18 protein-coding genes are annotated in these 25,111 nt (G+C 60.2%); 5 read left to right on the top strand and 13 right to left on the bottom strand.

Features of this window, described 5'->3' with window-relative positions; translation table 11 throughout:
* Window positions 1-75: 75 nt before the first annotated feature.
* From tadA to treP, 7 genes are all read right to left on the bottom strand, one after another.
* Window positions 76-576, bottom strand: coding sequence for a tRNA adenosine(34) deaminase TadA (tadA, locus tag AC0Z4S_RS24570; protein ID WP_485624903.1), 501 nt, complete (start codon window positions 574-576; stop codon window positions 76-78).
* A complete protein-coding gene (locus AC0Z4S_RS24565) occupies window positions 576-1,952 on the bottom strand; it encodes a multicopper oxidase family protein (protein ID WP_485624902.1) in 1,377 nt (458 codons plus the stop codon). The genes tadA and AC0Z4S_RS24565 overlap by 1 nt, the downstream gene beginning before the upstream one ends.
* Before the next feature lie 112 nt (window positions 1,953-2,064).
* Entirely contained in the window at window positions 2,065-2,361 is a 297-nt protein-coding gene (locus tag AC0Z4S_RS24560; RefSeq protein WP_485624901.1) for a PTS sugar transporter subunit IIB, read from the bottom strand.
* 2 nt (window positions 2,362-2,363) lie between these two features.
* Window positions 2,364-4,892 (bottom strand): phosphoenolpyruvate--protein phosphotransferase, encoded by a 2,529-nt coding sequence (gene ptsP, locus AC0Z4S_RS24555; protein ID WP_485624900.1) that lies wholly within the window; start codon window positions 4,890-4,892, stop codon window positions 2,364-2,366.
* A 50-nt stretch (window positions 4,893-4,942) separates the two neighbouring features.
* Window positions 4,943-6,166: a carbohydrate porin gene (locus AC0Z4S_RS24550; protein ID WP_485624899.1), complete on the bottom strand. Its 1,224-nt coding sequence runs from the start codon at window positions 6,164-6,166 to the stop codon at window positions 4,943-4,945.
* 104 nt (window positions 6,167-6,270) lie between these two features.
* Window positions 6,271-7,917 carry an alpha,alpha-phosphotrehalase gene (gene treC, locus AC0Z4S_RS24545; RefSeq protein ID WP_485624898.1) on the bottom strand — a complete coding sequence of 549 codons (1,647 nt, stop codon included), beginning with the start codon at window positions 7,915-7,917 and terminating at the stop codon, window positions 6,271-6,273.
* 21 nt (window positions 7,918-7,938) lie between these two features.
* Window positions 7,939-9,381, bottom strand: coding sequence for a PTS system trehalose-specific EIIBC component (treP, locus tag AC0Z4S_RS24540; RefSeq protein ID WP_485624897.1), 1,443 nt, complete (start codon window positions 9,379-9,381; stop codon window positions 7,939-7,941).
* A gap of 235 nt (window positions 9,382-9,616) precedes the next feature.
* Here treP and treR point away from each other — a divergent pair, with 235 nt between their 5' ends.
* Window positions 9,617-10,321 (top strand): trehalose operon repressor, encoded by a 705-nt coding sequence (gene treR, locus AC0Z4S_RS24535; protein WP_485624896.1) that lies wholly within the window; start codon window positions 9,617-9,619, stop codon window positions 10,319-10,321.
* Between the two features lie 100 nt (window positions 10,322-10,421).
* Window positions 10,422-13,547 carry a membrane-targeted effector domain-containing toxin gene (locus tag AC0Z4S_RS24530; RefSeq protein ID WP_485624895.1) on the top strand — a complete coding sequence of 1,042 codons (3,126 nt, stop codon included), beginning with the start codon at window positions 10,422-10,424 and terminating at the stop codon, window positions 13,545-13,547.
* A 77-nt stretch (window positions 13,548-13,624) separates the two neighbouring features.
* Here AC0Z4S_RS24530 and guaA read toward each other — a convergent pair whose 3' ends face one another.
* From guaA to AC0Z4S_RS24510, 4 genes are all read right to left on the bottom strand, one after another.
* On the bottom strand, window positions 13,625-15,202 hold the full coding sequence (guaA, locus tag AC0Z4S_RS24525; RefSeq protein WP_016773344.1) for a glutamine-hydrolyzing GMP synthase: 1,578 nt from the start codon (window positions 15,200-15,202) through the stop codon (window positions 13,625-13,627).
* An 80-nt stretch (window positions 15,203-15,282) separates the two neighbouring features.
* Window positions 15,283-16,752 (bottom strand): IMP dehydrogenase, encoded by a 1,470-nt coding sequence (guaB, locus tag AC0Z4S_RS24520; RefSeq protein WP_016773343.1) that lies wholly within the window; start codon window positions 16,750-16,752, stop codon window positions 15,283-15,285.
* Between the two features lie 196 nt (window positions 16,753-16,948).
* On the bottom strand, window positions 16,949-17,497 hold the full coding sequence (locus AC0Z4S_RS24515; protein WP_485624894.1) for a sugar ABC transporter ATPase: 549 nt from the start codon (window positions 17,495-17,497) through the stop codon (window positions 16,949-16,951).
* Between the two features lie 162 nt (window positions 17,498-17,659).
* Window positions 17,660-18,427, bottom strand: coding sequence for a sulfite exporter TauE/SafE family protein (locus AC0Z4S_RS24510; protein ID WP_485624893.1), 768 nt, complete (start codon window positions 18,425-18,427; stop codon window positions 17,660-17,662).
* A gap of 172 nt (window positions 18,428-18,599) precedes the next feature.
* Here AC0Z4S_RS24510 and xseA point away from each other — a divergent pair, with 172 nt between their 5' ends.
* The 3 genes from xseA to leuA all read left to right on the top strand — a co-directional run bounded on the left by xseA (window position 18,600) and on the right by leuA (window position 22,947).
* Entirely contained in the window at window positions 18,600-19,979 is a 1,380-nt protein-coding gene (xseA, locus tag AC0Z4S_RS24505) for an exodeoxyribonuclease VII large subunit (RefSeq protein ID WP_024014206.1), read from the top strand.
* Window positions 19,980-19,982: 3 nt separating this feature from the next.
* On the top strand, window positions 19,983-20,804 hold the full coding sequence (locus AC0Z4S_RS24500; protein WP_253495673.1) for a peptidoglycan DD-metalloendopeptidase family protein: 822 nt from the start codon (window positions 19,983-19,985) through the stop codon (window positions 20,802-20,804).
* Window positions 20,805-21,267: 463 nt separating this feature from the next.
* Window positions 21,268-22,947 (top strand): 2-isopropylmalate synthase, encoded by a 1,680-nt coding sequence (leuA, locus tag AC0Z4S_RS24495; protein ID WP_485624891.1) that lies wholly within the window; start codon window positions 21,268-21,270, stop codon window positions 22,945-22,947.
* 144 nt (window positions 22,948-23,091) lie between these two features.
* Here the strand turns inward: leuA and AC0Z4S_RS24490 are convergent, their stop codons facing one another.
* Both AC0Z4S_RS24490 and AC0Z4S_RS24485 read right to left on the bottom strand, forming a co-directional pair.
* The gene (locus tag AC0Z4S_RS24490) at window positions 23,092-23,883 is read right to left on the bottom strand and encodes an amidohydrolase (protein ID WP_485624889.1); all 792 of its coding nucleotides are present in this window, start codon (window positions 23,881-23,883) and stop codon (window positions 23,092-23,094) included.
* On the bottom strand, window positions 23,871-25,019 hold the full coding sequence (locus AC0Z4S_RS24485) for a pyridoxal phosphate-dependent aminotransferase (protein ID WP_485624887.1): 1,149 nt from the start codon (window positions 25,017-25,019) through the stop codon (window positions 23,871-23,873). Before AC0Z4S_RS24485 ends, AC0Z4S_RS24490 begins: the two co-directional genes overlap by 13 nt.
* Between the last annotated feature and the right edge of the window lie 92 nt (window positions 25,020-25,111).

The raw sequence follows: 25,111 nt of genomic DNA, 5'->3' as shown, positions 1-25,111 counted from the left end.
CATTCGACCCGGAGTCTCAAGTCGGCGGACTTCACCCATTCACCTCGGTCGGTCCCCTCTCCCTCCGGGAGAGGGTTAGGGTGAGGGGCTTCTGGCGCGTCTGGCGCGGAAGAATTCGGTCAACACTGCGCCACACTCCTCAGCCAGCACCCCGCCCTCATACAACACCCGGTGATTCAAAAAGCCCTGGGTAAAAAACTGCCCCTGACTCTGCACAATTCCGGCTTTCGGTTCCAGCGCGCCATACACCACCCGCGACACCCGCGAATGCACGATCAGCCCGGCGCACATGCTGCACGGTTCGAGCGTTACGTACAGCGTGCTGCCCGGCAGACGATAGTTATCCACTGCCTGCGCCGCCGCGCGGATCGCGACCATTTCCGCATGGGCACTCGGGTCGCTGGTGCTGATCGGGCAGTTGAAGCCGCTTCCGATGATCTCGCCGTCCTGTACCAGCACTGCGCCCACCGGCACTTCGCCGAGCGCCGCACCTTGTGCGGCGAGGGTCAGGGCTTCGCGCATGAAGTCGCGGTCGCGGCTGCGGTCGATGATCGCCGCCGGGCGAATCTGGCGCATCACTTCACCTCGATCGCGGCCATCAGGCCGGTTTCCATGTGGTCGATGACGTGGCAGTGGAACATCCACACCCCCGGGTTATCCGCCACTAGCGCCACTTGCGCGCGCTCATTCTTGCCCAGCAGATAGGTGTCGGTGAAATACGGAACGACCTTGTGCCGGTTCGACGCGATTACCTTGAAGCTCATGCCGTGCAGGTGGATCGGGTGCTGGTACTGGGTCATGTTCTTCAGTTCGAAAATATAGCTCTGGCCCAGCTTCAGGCTGGCAATCGGTCGATCAGCACACGTCTTGTCGGTGATGTCCCAGGCCTTGCCGTTGATCTGCCACAGGCTCGGCGGTTTGCCGTTGTCGACGTTGACCGACACCGAGCCGACCCATTCGAAATTGAAGTTGAGTTTTTCGGCATTGGCCAGGTCCGGCTCGGCCACCGGGTTGGCCGGCAGCGTTTTCGGCCAGTCCGTCGGCGCATCGGTGTTGGCCACCGAACGCAGCGTGCCCAGGCGCACCGGGCCATTGCGCAGCGACAGCTCTTCACCCGCCGCCGGTGCCTTGATCGCCAGGCAAATGCGCATGCCGGGGCCGAGCCAGTATTCCTTGCCCAACGGCCGGGGTTCGACCGGATTACCATCGAGCGCGTAGATCTTCGCTTCGACGCCAGGAATATTGATGCGATAGGTCAGGGTGTTGTCGAGGTTGAGCAGACGCACCCGAGTGATCTGCCCGGCCGGCAAATCAATCACCGGCAACGGCACACCATTGATCGTCGACAGGCGCCCGGCAGTGCCGCCACGGGCTGCTTCACGCGGGATGCTGAATTCGACGAACTGGCCTTGCTCGTCGACATGCCAGTTCTTCAGGCTGAGGGTTTTCTCGTACTTGAAACCGGTGGGCTCGCGCTCCTCGATGATCAGCGGCCCGACCAGCCCGCGTCCGAGTTCTTCGCTGCTGCTGACATGCGGGTGATACCAGTAGCTGCCGGCGTCCGGCACACGAAATTTGTAGTCGAAGTATTCGCCCGGCAACACCGGCAGTTGCGACACATAAGGCACGCCGTCCATCTCCAGCGGCAGGCGGATGCCATGCCAATGAATGGTGGTCGCCACCGGCAAGTGATTGATGAAACGCACCCGCAGCCATTCGCCCTGCCGCACGCGCAACTCGGTGCCCGGCGCCGACGGGCCGAATGCCCAGGCCTCGGTCTTGTGTCCCGGCACCAGCTCGACGTCGAGCGGCGCGGCGATCAGTTCATAGTCGTGGCCGGCCTCGGCGTCGGCCATCTTGCCCAGCCAGTAACGCGAAGCGCCTCCCGCGCCCACGCCAACGACAACAAGACCGGCCAGGCCACCGAGAATTTGGCGACGGGTAAAGGACATGAACTCAACTACCTCACGTATCAGCGACAGACCCCGAGGGATCCGCAAAAAGGCGAATACGATACACCCGCAGTTGAGAAACAGTAAGGGCGACCTGCGGCCGCACGTCTTGTCAGCCCTGCGCGCGCAGCCCGGTAATCAGGTGCAGCACGCCGTCACCAAGCGGCATGACGCCCGCGACACCGGCCACACTCAGCGCCTGACGGTCAACTCGCGCCTCGTCATGCAGCGCCACCCGCACCCGGGTCAATGCCACAGGCTGCTGCGACTTGAGGTTATCCACACCGCCCAACGCCGCAATGATCTCTGCGCTCAAGCCCGCAACCGGATCGACGGCGACTTTCACCTCATCCGGAACCAGATCCGGCGTCAATGCTTTCCAGAATGCCTGCTGCAATTTGTCGAACATGTTCAATCCTCCATTACCGGCAAGCCATCGACTTTCACCTCATGAAACCGCCGCAAGGCTTCGCGCACATCGCGAGCGCTTTCCAGGTTCGCAACCTGCTCGGCGATGATTCGACAGTCGGCCAGATTCAATTCGCGCACGGCCGACTTGATCGCCGGAACCAACGGCACGCTGACCGACAGTTCATCCACACCCAGCCCCAACAGCAACGGCACGGCCAGGCGTTCAGAAGCCATCGCGCCACAAACGCCGACCCATTTGCCGTGCGCATGCGCTGCCTTCAACGTCATGGCGATCAGGCGCAGCACCGAAGGATGGAAACTGTCTGCATGGCTGGCCAGGCGCGGATGATCGCGGTCCATGGCGAGAGTGTATTGGGTGAGGTCGTTGGTGCCGATGGAGAAAAAATCCACGTGCGGCGCCAGCACATCGGCCATCAACGCGGCGGCCGGAACCTCGATCATGATCCCGAGTTTCGGCATATGCACCAGATCAAGCACTCGCGCCTCCTGCTCGAGGATCTGCCGGGCCAGACGCAGCTCGGCAAGATTGGTGACCATCGGCAACATGATGTGCAGACGCGTCAGCTCCGTGCAGGCCAGGATCGCCCGAAACTGTTCGCGCAACAGTTGCGGTCGCTCAAGGCACAGACGAATGCCACGCAAGCCGAGGAAAGGATTGCTTTCGCTGTCCATCGGCACATAGGCCAACGGCTTGTCCCCACCGACGTCGAGGGTGCGCACCACCAGATTGTGCGCCGGCCCGATAGTGCGGGCGATGGCGCTGTAGGTGGCCACTTGTTCGTCGTGGCTGGGCGCCTGCTGGCGGCCCAGGTAGAGAAACTCCGAACGCAGCAGCCCGACGCCGTTCGCGCCCAGTTCCATCGCCTGCGCGGTTTCGCTCAGCGACGCCACGTTGGCCGTGACCTCGATATGCTGACCGTCACGGGTACACGCTGCCTGATTGGCCTGCGCCAGTTCCTGCTGATGGCGCTGGCGCTGGCGCTCATGCCGCGTGCGCAATTGATCGATGGACTCGGCGTCCGGATGCAACTGCAATTCGCCCTTGTCGGCATCGAGCAGCACCCGCGCGCCGTTGTCGAGCGCGAGCATTTGCAGGGGCATGCCGCAGATCGCCGGTAAACCGCAGGCCCGCGCCAGAATGGCCACGTGGCTGGTAGCACCGCCACCAACCGTGGCGAAACCCAGTACTTTGCGCGTATCAAGCCCGGCGGTCTGTGAAGGGGTCAATTGATCGGCAATGAGGATGGTGTCGTCCGGTAGCTCCAGCGCCTGCTCGTGAACACCGAGGATCAGCTTCAGCACGCGCTGGCCGACATCGTCCAGATCTGCCGCACGCTCGGCCAGCAACGCATTACCCAGCGAGCGAAACATCGCCCCGGTCGCTTCGGTCGTGGTCTTCCAGGCAAACGCCGCGCTTTTGCCCTCCTCGATCAAGGCCTGCGCCTGATCCAGCAGGCTCGGGTCGGCCAGCAGTTCCTGATGCGCCTTGAAGATCTCCGCCTGCGCCTGGCCGTTGGCGGTATCGCGCAGATGTTGCAGGGCCATGTCAGCTTCGATCAGTGCCTGGCTCAACGCATCCAGTTCGATTGGCGGCTCGGCGCCGAACTCGGTGACCATGAGCGATGCTTCGACGATCTGCATGACTTGCCCCAATGCCGAACCGGGCGAGGCACAGACACCGCGCAGGATGTTCGGCATTTCTGCGGCGACGGCTTCGACTGGCGCGGGCGCTGTGACGGCTTCGCCGCAGCCTTCGGTCAGCAAGCGGGTCAGCGCTTCGACGGCGGCCTCGGCATCGTCACCTTCGGCGCTGACCTGCACGCTGTCGCCATGGGCCGTTTGCAACGCCATGACTGCCACCAATGATTTGGCATTGGCTTGCGCTTGCAGCTTGTGCAGATGGATCGTCGCTGAAAACGCCTTCGCCGCTTGGGCAAATACGGCTGCCGGACGCGCGTGCAGACCATTGGGGTTGGTCAGGTTGATCGGTTGGGAGAAGACCGCATCACCTTGCACCGTCGCTGGATATTCGTCGCGGGCTGCGCCGACCCCGACACCCAGTACGGGCTGGCCAACCTCCACCAATCCCGTCGAGCCGACGAGCGAATTGAACGGCTCGCCGCTGACCACCAGCATCAGGGTCAACAAACTGCGCGCATGCAGGGCAATGTAATCGGCATCGAAATCAATCAGCGCCTGACCCGCTTCGACACGCTGCCCTGCCTCGACACGGCAGATGAATCCCTTACCCGCGAGATTCACCGTGTCCAGACCGATATGCATCAGCACCTGTACACCTTCATCGCTGGTAACGGTGACCGCGTGCCCGCTGGCCTGCACGTCGCTGACCACCCCGGCCAGCGGTGCGCAGAGCGTCGACGAAGTCGGGTCGATGCACAGGCCGTCGCCGATGATCCGTCCGGCAAACACCGGGTCGGGCACTTGGTCCAGCGCCATCAGGACGCCGGATAAGGGTGCCAGCAACTGCAATTGTTGGGGTATGACCATGACATCACCTGCGCTTGTATTTTCTGAGTGGGCGGTAGCGTCCGCCTTGCTTATTTCCACCAGTATTCAACCTGCAGGCCGACATTGGCGCCGTGCCGTGCGCGGCCGAAGGCGCCCGTATCGGAGAGCGCCGAGCCTTTGGCCAACAGGTTGGCGGCACGCTTGGCCGCCTGGTTCCAGCTGGCATAGGTGTAATACAAACGCACCTCAGGCCGCGCCCAGAATTCCGGACCTTTGGGGGACCAGGTCGGCGCAAACGTGAACTTGCTGAGTTTGCGCGTACCGTCCGCCGCATCGACCTGATCGTGACCCAGTTCGGTCACCAGTTTGAACTGCTCGCTCAATGCGTAAGCCGGGCGCACACCCAGCGACAGCCAGTTCTGGTCAGCCCCGCCTGGGCGAATATCCTTCTGGTACACCGCCTGCATTTGCCCGCCAAAACGCGGTGTCAGTTGCCAGTCGAAGAACTCGACAACGCGATAGCTTTTGTTGCGGTCGTCGAGCCTGACGTTACCGGTATAGCCCAAACCGGTGCCCGGCCCTTCGCCGTATTGCAGCGCCAGTTTGTTCTTGCCGCCGAAAAAGTCCTGCTGCACGTGCTGAGTGGTGATCGCCCAGCCACGGTGGGCATCGCGACTGTCGGGCTTGTCGATGTAGCTCAGACCGAATTCCAGTTCACCGCCCGGGTTGCTGTTGAAACCGCCGACGTTGAAGTCGTGCCGGTTGATGTAATCCTTCTGATAGAGGTTGTCCTTGCGCGAGAACGCGTAGCTGTATTTCAGACCGCCGAGCAACACGTCTTCGATACCGCCGCCGGTGGCGCTCTGGTTCCAGTAATAGAAATCGGAAATGTGGATGTCGTTACGTTTGTAGTAACGCCGCCCCGCCCACAGCGAGCCACCATTGAGGGCGGGCATCGCCGACCATTGGGCATAGGCCTGGGGCAAGCGAATCGAGCCGTTGTCCTCCCTGAACGTCAGGCTGCGATCGTAGCGGTTGTACAGCGATGCCATGCCGTCGACGCTCAGCACCGAGCCATCGTCGAGGGTGTACAGGTCCTGACGCAATTCGAGTTCGCCGTACTGCTCGCATTCATTACCGAGGCGGTATTTGGTCTGCGCGCCGGGCAGCTGAAAGCACGACTGACCGCTGCTGTTGAGCGAAGTACCGACACCGCTGCGCAGGTAACCGCCAAACTCAAGCGCCTGGGAAGACGTGGGCATTGCCAGACAAAAAGTTGCGACTGCCAGGCTGAGACTCATTGTTGTTTTCATATGCCACCATTATTTTTATTGTGTGGTCGCAGGAATTCAGCGCGCACAAATCCCCCGCGCAGTGTTCTGCGTGTTTTTTTTAAAACGTGTTTTTCAGTGAGTGATCAGGGATCGGTCAGGTGCAGCACGAAAGATTCGTAAGGTCGCAAGTGCAGCCACCGCGCGCGTTTCGGACAGTCCGGGTAGTTGCTGATCAGCAGGCGCTGCTCCTGAGATTCGTCAATCAGCGCAGGTAGCTCGACTTCACACGCGGTGCCGTAAAAATTGTTTACCACCAGCAAGCGTTCACCTGCCCCTTCGCGCAGGTAAGCCCAGACTTGTGGATGCTCCGGCAGCAACTGGCGATAGATGCCGTCCGAGATCAGCGCTTCAGTCCGGCGCAAGTTGATCAGGCGCCGATAGTGATGCAGCACCGATTCCGGGTCATGCAACTGATGCGCAACATTGATCTGTGCAGCATTGGCCGGCACACCGATCCACGGTTCGCCGCGGGTGAAACCGGCGTTGTGCCCGGCGTGCCAGTGCATCGGGGTGCGCCCGTTGTCGCGGGACTTCTGCATGATCGCCGCCATGTTGTCGAGCTCGCTGGCCCCGGCCTCGCGCTTGAGGCGAAAGATATTCAGGGTCTCGACATCGCGGTACTGCTCGATGCTCTCGAACCCGGGGTTGGTCATACCCAGTTCTTCGCCCTGATAGACAAACGGCGTGCCTTGCAGAAAGTGCAGCGCCGTACCGAGCATCTTCGCCGACAGCTCGCGATACTCGCCGTCGTTGCCGAACCGCGAGACCACGCGCGGCTGATCATGGTTACACCAGAACAGCGCATTCCAGCCGCCTCCCGCCTGCATGCCGGTCTGCCAATCCGACAGAATCTGCTTGAGCTGAAGGAAATCGAAATCGGCGCGCACCCATTTCTGCAGGTTCGGATAATCGACCTTCAGGTGATGAAAATTGAAGGTCATCGACAGCTCTTTCGACTGCGGATTGGAGTAACGGATGCAGTGTTCGAGACGGGTCGAGGACATCTCGCCGACGTTGATCAGCTCATGCCCCTCGAAGACTTCGCGGTGCATTTGCTGCAAGTACTCATGCACGTTCGGCCCGTCGGTGTAGAAGCGCCGACCGTCGCTGTCATCTTCGGGAAAATCCGCCGGTTTGGAGATCAGGTTGATCACGTCGAGACGAAAGCCACCGACGCCCTTGTCGCGCCAGAAGCGCATCATCTTGAACACTTGGTCCCGGACTTTGGGGTTGTCCCAATTGAGGTCGGCCTGGGTGTGGTCGAACAGGTGCAGATAGTACTGACCGGTCTGTGCTTCGTACTCCCAGGCCGAACCGCCGAACTTGGACTCCCAGTTGTTTGGCTGGTCGCGCCAGATATAGAAGTCGCGATAAGGATTGTCGAGGCTGCTGCGCGCTTGCTGGAACCAGACGTGCTCGATCGAGGTATGGTTGACCACGATGTCGAGCATCAGCTTGATCCCGCGCTTGCCCGCTTCGGCAATCAGCAGTTCACAGTCGGCCATGCTGCCGTAACTCGGATCGACCGCGTAATAGTCACTGATGTCGTAGCCGTTATCGCGCTGTGGTGAGCGTAAAAAAGGCGTGACCCATAGATAATCGACCCCCAGCCATTGCAGGTAATCAAGCTTGGCGACGATACCGAGCAGATCGCCGGTCGCGTTGCCGGCATGGCTGTAAAAGCTCTTCGGGTAGATCTGGTAGATCACCGAACGTTGCCAGTCTTGCATTGCGCGACTCCTTTATTAATTTCAGGCAACCCGGTAACCCGGCCGGACAATCTTCATGCTCAGCACACAGGTCAGGGTGAACGGAACGAGCATGGCGATCAGCATCCCGACCACGAACATCGGGATGAACTCTGGAATGATCGAAATGAATCCGGGCAGGCCGCCGACGCCGATCGCCGAGGCCTGGATCTTGTTCAAAGACAGGAACATGCAGCCCAGCGCCGAGCCGGTCAACGCGGCATAAAACGGAAACTTGTAGCGCAGATTGACGCCGAACATCGCCGGCTCGGTGATGGCGAAATACGCGGAAATCGCCGAGGTCGAGGCCATGCTCCTGTCCCGCGCATTGCGCGTCATCCAGAACACCGCCAACGCCGCACTGCCCTGCGCCAGATTGGACATGACGATCATTGGCCAGATGAAAGTGCCGCCCTGGCTGGAGATCAATTGCAGATCGACCGCGAGAAACATGTGATGCATGCCTGTAATCACCAGAGGTGCATAGAGCAGACCGAAAATTGCGCCACCCACCAGCGGTGCCAGATCGAACAGCATTACCAGGCCTTCGGTAATGAAGATGCCGATATGCCGGGTCACCGGACCGATGATCGCCAGTGCCAGCACGCCAGTTACGACGATGGTGGTAATTGGCACCACCAGCAATTGCACGGCATTGGGCACTCGCGCCCGCAACCATTTTTCAATCACGCTCATCACGTAGGCCGCCAGCAGTATCGGCAGAATCTGCCCCTGGTAACCGACCTTTTCCACCTGGAACAGGCCGAGAATGTCGAAGTAGGGCAGCTGCTGCCCCTCCACTCCGGCGACGGCCTTGCCGTAATTCCAGGCATTGAGCAGATCCGGGTGCACGAGCATCAGGCCGAGGACGATGCCGAGGATCTCACTGCCACCGAAACGCTTGGCCGCCGACCAGCCCACCAGCGCCGGCAGAAACACGAATGAGGTGTTGGCCATCAGGTTGATCAGGCTCCACAGCCCGTCGAGATTCGGATAGGCATCGAGCAGGCTCTGGTCTTCGATGAACATGCCCTTGGCGCCGAGCAGGTTGTTGATGCCCATCAACAGGCCGGCAATGATCAGCGCCGGCAGGATCGGCATGAACACATCGGAAAATACCCGCACCAGCCGCTGCATGGCGTTTATCTTCTCGGCGCTTTTCTGTTTAACGTCGGCGATGGTCGATGCCGCAAGGCCGGTCTGCTGGCGCAATTGGGCGTAGACCTTTTCAACATCTCCCGGACCGATGACCACTTGATACAACCCGCCGGTGAAGAACGAACCCTTGACCAGATCGATTCCGTTGAGCGCAGCAGTGTTGACCAGCGCAGGGTTCTTCAACGCCAGGCGCAAGCGCGTCACGCAATGCGCCGCCTGCTCGATGTTGTCGCTGCCACCGAGGCTTTCCAGCAGCTCCCGGGCAATGTTCGGATAGTCATGGCTCATGCTTGTTCTTCCGTCGTGGATTGTTGTTATTGGCAGCACGCCGAACAGAAAAATACTCGTCTGTACGAGTTAATGCAATAACTCGTCTGTACGAGTTTGTATGAAGAGATGAATGTCAGATGGGCGCGGATTTTTCCTACTCTGACCTAAGATGTTTTCCCTCCCGCACGTGGACAAATCAGTACCCTGCCCTTAAGGTTCGGGGTTTTGAGTAGCGTCGGCACAGAGTCCAGCCATGAGCAAATACAATCAGATCTACAGCGATTTGCTTGCCAGCATCACTGCTGAACGCCTAGAGCGCGGTGCCCGGCTGCCGTCGGAAACCGAACTCATGCAGCGCTATCAGGCCAGTCGGGGGACGGTGCGCAAGGCCATCGACCTGCTGCAGGAACGCGGATTCGCGCAAAAGATTCACGGCAAAGGCGCGTTCGTGCTGTCGACCAACCCGATCGAATTCCAGCTCGGCGGCATCGTCAGTTTCCAGGAAGCGCACCCGCGTCTGGGCAACGACGTCAGCACCGAAGTGATCGAAATGTGTGAGGTGCCGCTGGAAGGTGCACTGCTCGAACACATCAACGCCGAGCCCGGCAGCCCGATCACCCGGATCAAGCGCGTGCGGCGCATCGATGGCAAGCGCGTCATCCTCGACATCAACCACTTCGTCAGCGCGGTGATTCCAGGCCTGTCTGCAGACATCGCCGAACACTCGATCTACGCTCACATCGAGCAAACCCTGCAACTGCAGATCGCCTATGCCCAGCGCACCATCGAAGCCGTGCCCTGCAGCAAGGACGACCAACAACACCTGGACCTCGACGCCCAGAGCCATGTCATTGTGGTCAGTAATCAAACGTTTCTGCAGGACGGCCGTCAGTTCGAATACACCGAATCGCGGCATACGCTGGACAAGTTCTACTTTTCGGATGTGGCGCGGCGCTGAACTGAACATTTTTCCAGACGCAACGGGCGGTAGCTGGGTAGCGCACTTACTTTGAGCGCAGAGATCATCCTCGATCTTTGTTTTTCAAGGATGAACACCCATGACCGCTCCCGAACGCCGTCTGCTGCCAAACGCAGCGGATAAAAACGCCCTTAAAGCCATCGCCACAACGATCGTGCAGACCTGCCCGAGTCTGCTCGATGCGGCCCGCCAAGTCGCCAACGAGCTGCTGGCGGACAAAGGACTGTCCGGCCTCGATCCTGACCTGGTTTATTTTCACCGCTTCAAAACGGCTCAGAGCAGCGCACTGACCTTCACCGGTTGGGAACACTCGCTGGAAAAGCCTTACGAAACGCTCACCCTCACGCAACTGGTCATCCATCGTTTTCGCGCGACCGATCAAGACAACGCAGATCTGCTTGGCCTTTACTGCGGCTTCTATTCGGATGGCCCGGAAACGGAAAATTTCAATCAGAGCAATGAAGTGCGGTTGCTTGGCAGCGATGTGCTGAAGACGTTCTGGGAAATCGATTTCAGCGCGCGCTACACCGGTCAACTGACGACATTCTGGCAAACCTCGTCGGATAATTTCCGCGCCCTGGCAAAATGCAATTTTCTCAGTCAGGCGGTGCAGGCGCTGCAACAGGGCGACCTGGATGGCACTGATTTCCAGCGCATCGTCGATTCGGTAATTGGCCCCGTTGCCTGGCCCGTCACCTTGCAAATGCTGCGAGCGACATACCCGGTCGGCGCTGACGTACGGACACTGGATCTCGATGGTCACGTCGCCAGCAAAGCGCTGCGTCTGGTGCAGGATAACGGCCGCCAGACCTTGTGCCTGCCGGGCGAAACCCAGGCATTCGTGTTCATGGACAACGAAGCGGATCTGCACTGGTGGGTGCTTGAGCAGATGAATTCCGAGGACAAGCGCAGCGCATTTCTCAAGCTTTTCCCGCTGGCCGACAGCAATCACATGAGTGAAAACCTCACCGATCTGATGAATCGTCTGGTGAGCACCTGGGGCCACAGCGATCACCGGATGATCAACCGCAGCAATGGTGCAATCACGGGCGACGCGTTCACTTGGCTAAGCGAGTCGACACGCACTGCCATGATCGCCGAGGCGCAGCTGGTGCTCACGTCCAACAGTGACCTGCGCAAGAAACTCTGGATAGGCTATCTGAGTGCCGGTCTGAAAGTGTTCGGCCCGATGGCAGCGGTAGGCTGGCCAGTGGCGTTGCCATTGATTGGCGCCAGCGTCGCGAACATGGGATTGAACATCGATCAGGCCATCAACGCTTCCACAGCGTCTGAACGTAAAGCCGGCGTAACCGGCGCAGTGCTCAATGCGATCGACATCGTATTCACTATTCCGTTTCTGATCGGCACTGGCGCACAACTGGAGGTGGGCCCACAGGTTGATTTTGCCGAAGCGGAAGAAATGCTCGGGTTGATCGAGTTCACTTCGCCTGATGCACCATTTTTGCCGCCTCTGGATCCCCCCTCGGTGACATCGGTTGGTGCAGAGACGACCGTTGAGCTGGAAAACGATATCCGCTTCGACTCTCCCATCGCATCCACCCAGCAGATGGCTGGTGCGCGCCAAGGTTCGTCTGTTCCAAGGATTCCTGCCCGGTATCGATGCAACGAGCTGCTTGCAGACCGTGCTGTAGAGGCGGCGCCGGGAAAATATGAGGGCATCTACCGCCTGGACAGGGAACCCGGCCATGCGATCGAGATGGATGGCGACGCGTACTACGTGCGGTACTTTGCCGACTCCGAAGACGCGGGTAACTGGGCCATCGTCAATCCTGAACGTCCCAATCAGTTCGCTTACTCGCTGCCAGTACGCTTCGCCAGCGGCAAGTGGGAACGCATACCCGCCCTGCGTCTCAGGGGAGGCGGTCAATGCGTAGGCAAGGCATGTCTACCGGATCCTGAAGTGACCTCCGTTCCGCTTTCAACAACGCCGTCAGCGGAACTTCCCCTCGTACTCCCGGTTTCACCGGTTGCGCGACCGCTACGTCTGGTGACTCCCCTGGACGACATTCCAGGGATGGACATGGCGAAAATGAGACGATGGGCAATGAACTTGCCCGAGACGTTCGTCGAATACTCCAATGCGCGTCTCGGTAAGCCATCAACGGCCGATACATATGCGAACTATTTCCGCGACAGACGCATGTCCTTGGTCAACGAGGCCAAAGAATATTACTCAGAGCTGGACTGGACCAACCTCCCCGCACGGCCGGTCATCCCGCCAATCGAGCCCGAGATGCAGACTGCCGAGTTGATCGATCGCATCTTTGCCAATACCGATGGACTGGTCGTCGGTGAAACCCTTGATCGCATTGCCAGCATGCGTTTCATGATCGAAAACATGCCAGCGCTCGCTCGGCATATCAAAACCCTGTACGTACGGGGCTTGCTGAGCGATTTCGCCCAACCGGATTTCAACGACTTTTTTCTGTCGGGAGAGATGTCCGAGGATCTTCGAGTGTACCTGTCCAGCTTGGGTACCGACCCTGAGGAAAGGTTCAACGTCCTGGAACTGGTCAAGGCCGCCCAGGCCAATGGCATTCGGATCCAGGGGCTTGACGTCGCCCACACATACAAACTGAAGATACCGCTTACGTCGATCGAAGAGCAGATGATCCACGCCCGGCTCGCCTCTCGAATCATCTGGGGAGATCAGATCCTCAACGGTCCGGGCAAATGGGCGGCCCTGATCGAGGCAACGAACACCAATACTTTCAGGAACCTGCCGGGAATCAGCGAAACCAGAGGCGGCATCGGTTTGCGGATTGAAGAAGCAGAGTCCGCCGAAGTGGCCGGCGTGCGCATCGACCCGGGGCTGGAAATCGTCCGCGGCCCGTTTGATAACGGGGCATCGACGCGCAACTCTTCCGACTTCCTGTTCGCGGACCTGCAATTGCAGATAGAGACACCTGCGCCGCAATGGACTGAGGCAACGCAGGAAAATCTACTGCATCGCAACGGCATGTTCCTGATCGAGAAGACACAAAACAATGCATACATGCTGGTGCGTCGCGACAGCGCCAGCCATATTGTCCGCACAAGGGTGAATCTGAGAAGGGACGGCCAGGTTTATATCTGGGCCCAGGCGATGCCCCGGATCAGCGGCATCATGTTCCGTGACATCGCAGCGTTAGCCGAGCGCCTGATAGAGATCGGCCTGACCCTGCAAAGTCGCTTGCCTGCCTGATCTGTTTTCACGGTCATGAAACGAAAAAACCCTTGGCTTCGGGCCAAGGGTTTTTCGTTAATCAAACCGCAGCGGGATCACTCCCACTCAATCGTCGCCGGAGGCTTGCTCGACACGTCGTAAGTAACGCGCGAGATGCCTTCGATCTCGTTGATGATGCGGCCAGAGACGGTTTCCAGCAGTTCGTAAGGCAGGTGTGCCCAACGTGCGGTCATGAAGTCGATGGTTTCCACGGCACGCAGGGCCACGACCCAAGCGTAACGGCGACCGTCGCCGACCACGCCGACCGATTTGACCGGCTGGAACACCACGAACGCCTGGCTGACCTTGTGGTACCAGTCGGCCTTGCGCAGTTCTTCGATGAAGATATGGTCGGCGCGACGCAGCAGGTCGGCGTATTCCTTCTTCACTTCACCGAGGATGCGTACGCCCAGGCCCGGGCCCGGGAACGGGTGACGGTAGACCATGTCGTACGGCAGGCCCAGTTCCAGACCCAGACGACGGACTTCGTCCTTGAACAGTTCGCGCAGTGGCTCGACCAGTTTCAGGTTCATTTCTTCCGGCAGGCCGCCCACGTTGTGGTGCGACTTGATCACGTGAGCCTTGCCGCTTTTCGCGCCAGCCGACTCGATCACGTCCGGGTAGATGGTGCCCTGAGCGAGGTACTTGATGTTGTCCAGCTTGCAGGATTCGGCATCGAACACGTCGATGAAGGTGCGGCCGATGATCTTGCGCTTCTTCTCCGGGTCGGCTTCGCCGGCCAGGTTGTTGAGGAACTGCTCCTCAGCGTTGGCGCGGATCACTTTGACGCCCATGTTTTCGGCAAACATGGCCATAACCTGCTCGCCTTCGTGCAGACGCAGCAGACCGTTGTCGACGAAGACGCAGGTCAGCTGATCGCCGATGGCCTTGTGCAGCAGCGCGGCAACCACCGAGGAATCGACACCGCCGGACAGGCCCAGCAGGACATTGTCGGTGCCGACCTGGGCGCGGATGTTGGCGATGGCGTCTTCAGCGATCTTCGACGGCGTCCACAGGGCTTCACAGCCGCAGATGTCGAGCACGAAGCGCGACAGGATGCGCCCGCCCTGCTTGGTGTGGGTCACTTCCGGGTGGAACTGCACGCCGTAGTAAGCGCGGTCGTCGTTGAACATACCGGCGATCGGGCAGCTCGGGGTGCTGGCGAGGATGTGGAAGTCTTCCGGCATCTTCGTGACTTTGTCACCGTGGCTCATCCACACGTCGAGGCCGAACAGGCCGTCGGCGTCGATGTGGTCTTCGATACCGTCGAGCAAGCGGCTCTTGCCAACTACATCAACGCGGGCGTAACCGAACTCACGCAGTTCGGAACCTTCAACCTTGCCGCCCAGTTGCTCGGCCATGGTCTGCATGCCGTAGCAGATGCCGAATACCGGAACGCCCAGATCGAACACCGCCTGCGGGCAGCGCGGGCTGTTGGCTTCGTGCACGGACTCGGGGCCGCCGGCGAGGATGACGCCTTTAGGGGCGAATTCGCGGATCGCATCTTCGTCCATGTCGAACGGGTGCAGTTCGCAGTACACGCCGATCTCGCGCACGCGGCGGGCAATCAGCTGGGTGTATTGCGAACCGAAGTCGAGGATCAGGATGCGGTGAGCGTGAATGTCGAGGGCCATGACTCATTCTCATGTAGTGAATCAGAAACAACTCGGGGCTGAATGAACAGCCCCGGTGATTTAACGTTTTGCTGGAAGCCTCAACCTACGCGGTAGTTTGGCGCTTCCTTGGTGATCTGCACGTCGTGAACGTGGGATTCGGCCATGCCGGCACCGGTGATCCGCACGAACTCGGGCTTGGTGCGCATTTCTTCGATGTTGGCGCTGCCGGTGTAGCCCATCGAGGAACGCAGGCCGCCCATCAACTGGTGAATGATCGCGCTCAGGGTGCCTTTGTACGGCACACGGCCCTCGATGCCTTCCGGAACCAGTTTCTCGGCGCCTGCGGAGGAGTCCTGGAAGTAACGGTCGGACGAGCCCTGGGCCTGGGACATGGCGCCCAGCGAACCCATGCCGCGATAAGCCTTGTACGAACGACCCTGGAACAATTCGATCTCGCCCGGGGCCTCTTCGGTACCGGCGAACATCGAGCCCATCATCACGCAGGACGCACCGGCGACGATGGCCTTGGACAGGTCACCGGAGAACCGGATACCGCCGTCGGCGATCAACGGTACGCCGGTGCCTTCAAGGGCGGCGGCGACGTTGGCGATGGCACTGATTTGCGGCACGCCGACACCGGCGACGATACGGGTAGTGCAGATCGAGCCAGGGCCGATACCGACCTTGACGGCGTCGGCGCCCGCTTCGGCCAGAGCCTTGGCAGCGGCGCCGGTGGCGATGTTGCCGCCGATCACCTGCACTTCAGGGAAGTTCTCTTTGACCCAGCGTACGCGGTCGATCACGCCTTTGGAGTGACCGTGTGCGGTGTCGACCACCACCACGTCCACGCCGGCGTTGACCAGTGCGGTCACGCGATCACCAGTGTCTTTACCGGTGCCGACCGCAGCGCCAACGCGCAGACGACCTTGGTCATCCTTGCTGGCCAGCGGGTAGGCTTTGGCTTTTTCGATATCGTTGACGGTCATCATGCCTTTGAGGGCGAATTTGTCGTCGACGATCAGCACGCGCTCGATGCGGTGCTTGTGCAGCAGCTCGCGCACGTCGTTCTTGTCGGCGCCTTCCTTGACCGTGACCAGACGCTCTTTAGGCGTCATCACTTCGCGGACAGTGGCTTCCAGACGGTTCTCGAAACGTACGTCGCGGGAAGTGACGATGCCGACCAGGTCGCCATCGTGCAGTACCGGAACGCCGGAAATATTGTGCAGACGGGTCAGTTCGAACAGATCACGCACCGTGGCATCGGCCTCGATGGTGATGGGATCCTTGACCACACCGGCTTCGAACTTCTTGACCTTGCGCACTTCGGCAGCTTGCTGCTCGATGGTCATGTTCTTGTGGATGATGCCGATGCCACCTTCCTGAGCCATGGCGATTGCCAGACGGGCTTCAGTAACGGTGTCCATGGCGGCAGAAACCAGAGGAATATTCAGTTCGATGCCACGGGTAAGACGGGTCTTGAGACTGACTTCGTTGGGAAGCACCTCGGAATAACCGGGCACTAGGAGAATGTCGTCGAATGTCAGAGCTTCTTGGCTGATACGCAGCATCGCGGGGGCTCCCGAGCGGGAAAATGGAAGCGCGCCATTATAGTCAGACACCCCCTGCTGTTCAATGTAAAACTCAGCCTAATTGATAGATGGGAAACCCCGCTTTCTGTAGGAGCTGCCGAAGGCTGCGATCTTTTGACTTTGCTTTTCAAAGGCAAGATCAAAAGATCGCAGCCTTCGGCAGCTCCTACAGGGATCAGAGCTCGACCTTTACCCAACTTACGGGTTGATCGAGCCAGTCGGCGAACTCGTCGATAAAGCTCTGCTTGAACCCCGCCTCCAGCCAATTGTTGAAAATGAAGCCGAGATTGGAAAACGCGCATTCCTGCAAAAACAGAAAGCCGTTGATGTCGTCTTCATGCCCGCATTCCGGGCAGGTGAAATTGTCGGTGCGGCCTGGAAACCATTCTTCGAGACTTTCGAACAGCGCCTCACCCACTTCACGTCGGCACTCGGCGCAACCGGCCTCTTCAAGAAAGCCCTTGGCCGGCGTGTAGATGCATCGTTTGGTGATGATTTCCAGGCCATTGACCGGCTCGCCGAATGGCAGCGCTTCGGGATGCAGAACGACAGCGCGTGCGCCCTCGGCGATCGCGTGAGCCATGCGATTGCCGGTGCGACCGCAGGTGGTCAGCTGTTCTTCGACGATGTTCTTGCGCACCAGCCAGCGCACGATCGCCCGTGCCCGGGGCTCGTGCACCGGCAAGGTGGAGATTTTCGGGACGATGATGCTTTGCGTGTTCATGGTGGAGCCTGCTGAAAATATCGGGATACCCCTGTAGGAGTGAGCCTGCTCGCGATAGCGGTGGATCAGCCAACATCGCTGTGCCTGAGCCACAGCTATCGCGAGCAGGCTCACTCCTACAGGGAAACTGCGGCCGGCAGCTTAATCCCTGAAGAAATCCGGTCAAGTGCTGAAATAGCGCATGATCAACGCAACTCCGCTGGCCAGCACCAGCCACGTCACCAGCCGCACAAATGCCTCGCGTGACAACTTCATCGTCAAGCGCCGACCGATCCACAAGCCCAGCGCCATGGCTGGCAACAGACACAGCGCCAGCATCAACAAGGCTAGCTCGGCATACACACCGGCGATGACGAACAGGCTCAAGCGCACCACGGTGCTGCAACTGATCAAGGCACTTTGCGTGGCCCGCGCTGCCTCCTTGGGCAGTCGGCTGTTCAGATAGATCGCATAAAGAAAGCCGCCACTGCCAAACAACGCGCCGAACAACCCGCCCACCGTGCCCATCGGCACCGCCCACGCCGCCGACAACTGCGTCGGCCGGGCTTTCACCCACAGGCTGTAAACCGCATAAGCGCTGATAAACAGCCCCATCAACAGCAGCAACAGATCGGATTTCAGGTTCAGCAGGAAGATCACTCCCAGCGTGCAGCCGATCGCCATGCACGGCAGCAGCCTGAGCAATTCCGGCCTGGCGACGTCCCGCCGCGAGGGCAGCAGATTGCCGAACGCCGCGACGAAATCCAGCAGTACCAGCAACGGCACGATTTTCGACAGCGGCATGAACAGAATCAGAATCGGCCCCGCCACCAGCGCCGTGCCGAAACCGGCGATGCCGAACACGATGTAGGCCAGGGCAATGCCCAGACCGATCACCGCCCAACCGCCAGCGCCCCACGACCATGTGCCCAACAGCTCCATCACGCTCATCAATGCATTTCCTTATTGAGTCGCCAATACTCCCCTGTAGGAGCTGCCGAAGGCTGCGATCTTTTGATCTTGCTCTTGAAAAAGCAAGATCAAAAGATCGCAGCCTCGTTGCACTCGACAGCTCCTACAGGGTTCGTGCAATGAGCAGAAGAATGCCTTTAAACTGCGCCCCATGATTAAAGATCCCTTTGCAAGACTTGGCCTGGACCGTGAAGTCCTGACCGTCAGCCAGCTCAACGGCCGCGCGCGGGTGTTGCTCGAAGACGTGTTCAGCAATATCTGGGTCGAAGGCGAAATCTCCAACCTCGCGCGTCCGGCGTCCGGCCACGTCTACTTCACGCTCAAGGACAGCGGCGCGCAGGTGCGTTGCGCGTTGTTCCGACAGAACGCCGCGCGCGTGCGCCAGGCGCTGAAGGATGGCCTGGCGGTCAAGGTGCGCGGCAAGGTTTCGCTGTTCGAAGGTCGCGGCGACTATCAACTGATCCTCGACACCGTCGAGCCTGCCGGTGACGGCGCGCTGCGTCTGGCCTTCGATGCGCTGAAGGAAAAGCTCAGCGCGGAAGGCCTGTTCAGTGCCGAACGCAAGGTGCCGCTGCCCGCGCATCCGCAACGCATCGGCATCATCAGTTCGCCGACCGGCGCGGTAATTCGCGACATCATCAGCGTATTCCGCCGCCGTGCGCCGCAAGTGCAACTGACCCTGATTCCCACCGCTGTGCAGGGCCGCGAGGCCACCGCGCAGATTGTCCGCGCGCTGAAAATGGCCGATGCCCGCGGCTTCGATGCGCTGATTCTCGCCCGTGGCGGCGGCTCGCTGGAGGACCTCTGGTGCTTCAACGAAGAAGCTGTGGCCCGCGCGGTCGATGCCTGCGTCACCCCGATCGTCAGCGCCGTCGGCCATGAAACCGATGTGTCGATCAGCGACTTTGTCGCCGACGTCCGCGCACCGACGCCCTCGGCCGCTGCCGAACTGCTCGCTCCGGATTCCAGCCATCTGATTCGCCAAGTCGAAAGCCTGCATCGCCGCCTGGTAATGCGCATGCGTGATCGCTTGATGCGTGATCGCCTGCGTCTGGAAGGCATGGCGCGACGGTTGCGCCATCCCGGCGAACGTCTGCGCCAGCAGGCGCAACGTCTGGATGATCTGGACATGCGCATGCGTCGGGCTTTCGAGCGCAGTCTCAATACCCGTCGCGAACGCCTGATTCGTCTGGAAACCCGCCTCGCCGGGCAACATCCGGGGCGCCAACTGGCGATGCTCCGCCAGCGTCTCGACAGCCTCGCCGAACGCCTGCCCCGGGCCATGCGCGATGCTTTGAAACAGCGTCGTCAGCAATTGCACAGTCAGATGCAGACCCTGCACGTGGTCAGCCCGTTGGCGACCCTCGGTCGCGGTTACAGCATTTTGCTCGACGAGCGTGGCCACGCGATCCGCAACGCCGCGCAGACCCACACCGGCCAGCGCCTGAAAGCCAAGCTGGGCGAAGGCGAACTGCAAGTGCGCGTAGAGGACAATCACCTGACGCCCGTCACCCTTTCTTTACTGGACTGATCCATGCCGCGTTTTCTCGCTCCGCTGCTGTTGCTCTGCCTGACTTTCAACGCCCAAGCCGACAGTTACATCACCCGGCTGCTGAACAAACCGGTGCCGGGCGGCGTCGCCGTGGTGGATCTCGGCACTGCCGCGCAAGCACCGAAAGCCACCTATCAGGGCAAACCGGTGTTAGTGGTCAAAGAACAGAACAACTGGCTGGCGATCGTAGGCGTACCGCTCACGGTCAAGCCCGGCGCGCAGCAGATCAGCAGTGGCGGGCGCAATCTGCCGTTCACCGTCGGCAGCAAGAAATACCCGGAACAGCACATCACCCTGAAGAACAAACAGCAGGTCAACCCGAACGCCGACAATCTCAAGCGCATTGAAGGCGAACTGGCGGAACAGATCGCGGCTTACCGCAGTTTCAGCCCGAACACGCCGAGCAATCTGCTGCTGGACAAACCGGTCAACGGGCCGCTGTCGAGCAAGTTCGGTGTGCGTCGTTTCTTCAACGGCGAAGAGCGCAATCCTCACGCCGGACTCGATTTCGCAGTGCCAGCGGGCACGCCAATCAAGACCCCGGCGGCGGGCAAGGTGATTCTGATCGGCAATTACTTCTTCAACGGCAACACGGTCTTTGTTGACCACGGCCAGGGCTTTATCAGCATGTTCTGCCATATGTCGAAGATCGACGTGAAGAACGGCCAGCAACTTGCCCGCGGCGCGGTGGTGGGCAAGGTCGGTGCGACTGGCCGGGCGACCGGGCCGCACATGCACTGGAATGTCAGCCTGAATGATGCGCGGGTGGATCCGGCGATTTTCATTGGCGCTTTCCAACCTTGAATATGTGTTGAGGCGACCGGCCTCTTCGCGAGCAGGCTCGCTCCCACACTGGATCTTATTCACAACAAAGATTCCCTGTGGGAGCGAGCCTGCTCGCGAAGGCGGCCTATAACACACCGCCATACTCAATGAATCTCAAAAAACTCAATTGCGCCCCAATCTAGCCTTACGCAAATATCAATAACTTCCACCGCCTTAAGCGCAATAAATTCCTGAAAAATCCCGCTTTCCGGGTATTCCTCTCAATTTTTTTCGACTGCTTGCCATCCTTTCCCCTCGCGGTTAGGGTTGAAGCCATGAAAACCTCTCACACCCTCATTCAGCTTCGCCAGCACCGCAGCCTGTGCCTCGTCAGCGCACGACTGCCAGGCTGAATCGCTGCGCCTCGTCCTACGCTTTTCCAAGAACATTCGTTCAACCGGCAGGCCGCCTCTTTTCGGCCCAGACAACAAGGAATTTCCCGATGAGCATGCTCAAAGACCCGTCTTCGAAATACCGCGCATTTCCCGTCATCAACCTGCCGGATCGCACCTGGCCGTCGAAAACCATCGACGCCGCGCCGATCTGGTGCAGCTCCGACCTGCGTGACGGCAATCAGTCGCTGATCGAGCCAATGGACGCGGCGAAGAAGCTGCGCTTCTGGAAAACCCTCGTACAGGTAGGTGTGAAGGAAATCGAGGCGTCGTTCCCGGCCGCGTCGCAAACCGACTTCGACTTCGTGCGTACGCTGATCGAAGAGGGCCACATCCCGGACGACACCACCATTCAGGTGCTGACCCAGGGCCGTGAAGACCTGATCGAGCGCACCTTCGAGTCCCTGCGCGGGGCGAAGAAAGCCATCGTCCACTTGTACAACGCCACCTCGCCTTCTTTCCGTCGTATCGTCTTCAATCAGGACAAGGACGGCATCAAGGCCATCGCGGTCAACGCGGCCAAGCTGTTCGTCAAATACGCCGCCCTGCAGCCGGAAACCGAGTGGACCTTTGAATACTCGCCGGAAACCTTCAGCGCCACCGAGCTGGAATTCGCCAAGGAAGTCTGTGACGCCGTGATCGAGGTGTGGAACCCGACGCCTGAGCGCAAGATGATCCTCAACCTGCCGGCCACCGTTGAATGCGCGACGCCGAACGTTTACGCCGACCAGATCGAGTGGTTCGGCCGCAACATCAACCGTCGTGACAGCGTGATCATCAGCCTGCACACCCACAACGACCGCGGCACTGGTGTGGCCGCCACCGAGCTGGGCCTGATGGCCGGCGCCGACCGTGTCGAAGGCTGCCTGTTCGGCAATGGCGAGCGCACCGGTAACGTCGACCTCGTCACCGTCGCGTTGAACATGTACACCCAGGGCGTGGATCCTGAGCTGGACTTCTCCGACATTGACGGCGTGCGCAAAGTCGTCGAAGAGTGCAACCAGATTCAGGTGCACCCGCGTCATCCGTACGTTGGCGACCTGGTCCACACCGCGTTCTCCGGCTCGCACCAGGACGCGATCCGCAAAGGCTTCGCCCAGCAGAAACCGGACACCCTGTGGGAAGTGCCGTATCTGCCGATCGACCCGGCCGACATCGGCCGCAGCTACGAGGCGGTGATCCGCGTCAACAGCCAGTCGGGCAAGGGCGGCATCGCTTACCTGCTGGAACAGGAGTACGGCATCAGCCTGCCACGGCGCATGCAGATCGAGTTCAGCCAGGTCGTGCAGCGTGAAACCGATCGCCTGGGCCTGGAGATGACCGCCAAGCAGATTCATTCGCTGTTGATCAGCGAATACCTGCAAGCCAACACTCCGTACGCATTGGTCAGCCATCGCCTGCAGGAAGAAAACGGCAACAGCGCCGTCGAAGTGGAAGTGGCGAGCAAAGGTCAGGGCGAAACCAACCTGCACTGGCGCGGCAAGGGCAACGGCGCGCTGGAAGCCCTGGTCGCCGGTCTGCCGATTCCGGTGGAAATCATGGACTACAACGAACACGCGATTGGCGCAGGCACCAACGCCAAAGCGGCGGCTTACATCGAGCTGCGGGTGAATGGTGAGCGTGCGGTGCACGGCGTGGGCATCGATGAAAACATCACCACGGCGAGCTTCAAGGCGCTGTTCAGCGCGTTGAATCGCTCGTTGAGCCAGCCAGAGGCGAAAGCGGCGTAATCGACCGCTGAAATGCGAAAGGCCCCTGAGTGCGAACTCCGGGGCCTTTTCTTTGTAGATCAAAGGATCGCAGCCTTCGGCAGCTCCTACATTGGGACGGCGTACATCCTGTAGGAGCTGCCGAAGGCTGCGATCTTTTGCTTTTCAGGTGAACTCGAAAGTGTCGGCATCCAGGTTCGCCGGGAAGCGCTCGCGATACGCCGCCAGCGACGCCGCTTCCAGAACCACCTTGAACACGCCATCCGCCTCCCCCGCCGCCAGCAGGGTCTCACCCTGGAAATCCAGCACCTGACTATCGCCGGTATAAGCGAAACCCTTGCCGTCGCTGCCAATCCGATTCACCGCCGCCACATAACAGAGGTTTTCAATCGCTCGCGCCGGCAACAGACGATTCCAGTGCAAACGCCGCGCACCCGGCCAGTTCGCGGTGTACAGCAGCAGATCGGTGTCCTGCGCGTCGCGGCTCCACACCGGGAACCGCAGGTCGTAGCAGATCAGCGGCCGAATCCGCCAGCCCTTGAGCTCGAACTGCACCTGACGCTCGCCCGGGGTGTAATGGTTGTGCTCGCCGGCCATGCGGAACAGGTGGCGCTTGTCGTAATGCAGCACTTCGCCGTCCGGCCGCGCCCACAGCAGGCGATTGCGATGGCTGCCGTCAGCCGCCTGAATGATCACGCTACCAGTGATGACCGCATCGAACTTCGCCGCCTGCGCCCGCAACCATTTGCTGGTGGGGCCGTTTTCGGCTTCGGCGAGGGTTTCCGATTCCATGGAAAAACCGGTGGTGAACATCTCCGGGAGAATGATCAGATCAGCACCACGGGCCTGCTCCAGCAACAGCTCGAAATGCTCGAGGTTGGCCTGGCGGTCATGCCAGGCCAGGCTGGTCTGGATCAGCGCCAGAGTCAGGTCTGGCAACGCACTCAGATCACGCATAGTTTCGCCGCCGCTTCACGCAGCGTCTCCTCGCGTTTGGCAAAGCACAGGCGTATCAGGCGCTGGCCTTGCGGTGGATTCTGGTAGAACACCGACACCGGAATGCTCGCGACACCGTGTTCGCGGGTCATCCACATGGCCATGTCGACATCACTCAGATCAGGACGGATCTGCGAATAATCGACCAGCTGGAAATAGGTGCCACTGACACGGGTGAAGCTGAAGCGCGACGGCGCGAGCAGATCGCAGAACAGATCGCGCTTGGCCTGATAGAAGCCCGGCAACTCTTCAACGTGCTCCGGGTGCTCGGCCATGTAGTCGGCCAGCGCGTATTGCAGCGGTGTCACGCCACAGAAGCTCACGTACTGATGCACCTTGCGCAACTCGGCCGTCAGCGCTGGCGGCGCCACGACGTAGCCGGTTTTCCAGCCAGTGACGTGGTAAGTCTTGCCGAACGAGCTGACCACGAACGCGCGCTGATACAGCTCTTCATGGGCCAGCACGCTGACATGCGGTACGCCGTCGAACACCAGGTGTTCGTAGACTTCGTCGCTGATCAGGTAGATGTCGCGATCACGGATCAACGCCGCCAGTTGATCGAGCTCGTCGCGGCTGATCAATGCGCCGCTGGGGTTGTGCGGGGTGTTGATGACGATCATTTTCGTCCGCGGACTGAGGGCCGCTGCGAGCTGGTCGAAATCGATGGAGAAATCGTCCGGTTTCAGCTGCACATGCACGCAACGACCACCCGCCAGCTCCGTGGCCGGTGCATAGCTGTCGTAGCACGGATCGAACACGATGACTTCGTCGCCGCTGTGGATAACGGCCTGAATCGCGCAGAAGATTGCCTGAGTTGCGCCGGGCGTTACCGTCACTTCGTGATCGGCATCGACAGTCACGCCGTAGCTGCGGGCGATCTTGGCCGCGATCTGCTGACGCAACGCCGGCAATCCGGTCATCGGCGAATACTGGTTATGGCCACTGGCGATATGTCGCCCGACCGCATCACGCAACGACTGCGGCCCGTCGAAATCCGGGAAACCCTGGGACAGGTTGATCGCGCCGGTCTGCGCCGCGAGCTGAGACATCTGCGTGAAAATAGTGATGCCGACATTCGGCAGCTTGCTGGTGATCATCGGGAGTTCTCTGCTCAACACCCGGCTCTGACGACGGCGCGGGAGAGCCCGAGGATAGCCCATCCGGCGCCCATAAAAAAAGGGCGCCAATT

The sequence above is a fragment of the Pseudomonas sp. 1L-B-1-E-C1 genome (assembly GCF_057291835.1).
Note: the sequence above shows the minus strand (reverse complement) of the source record. Positions and strands in the feature narration are given on the sequence as shown.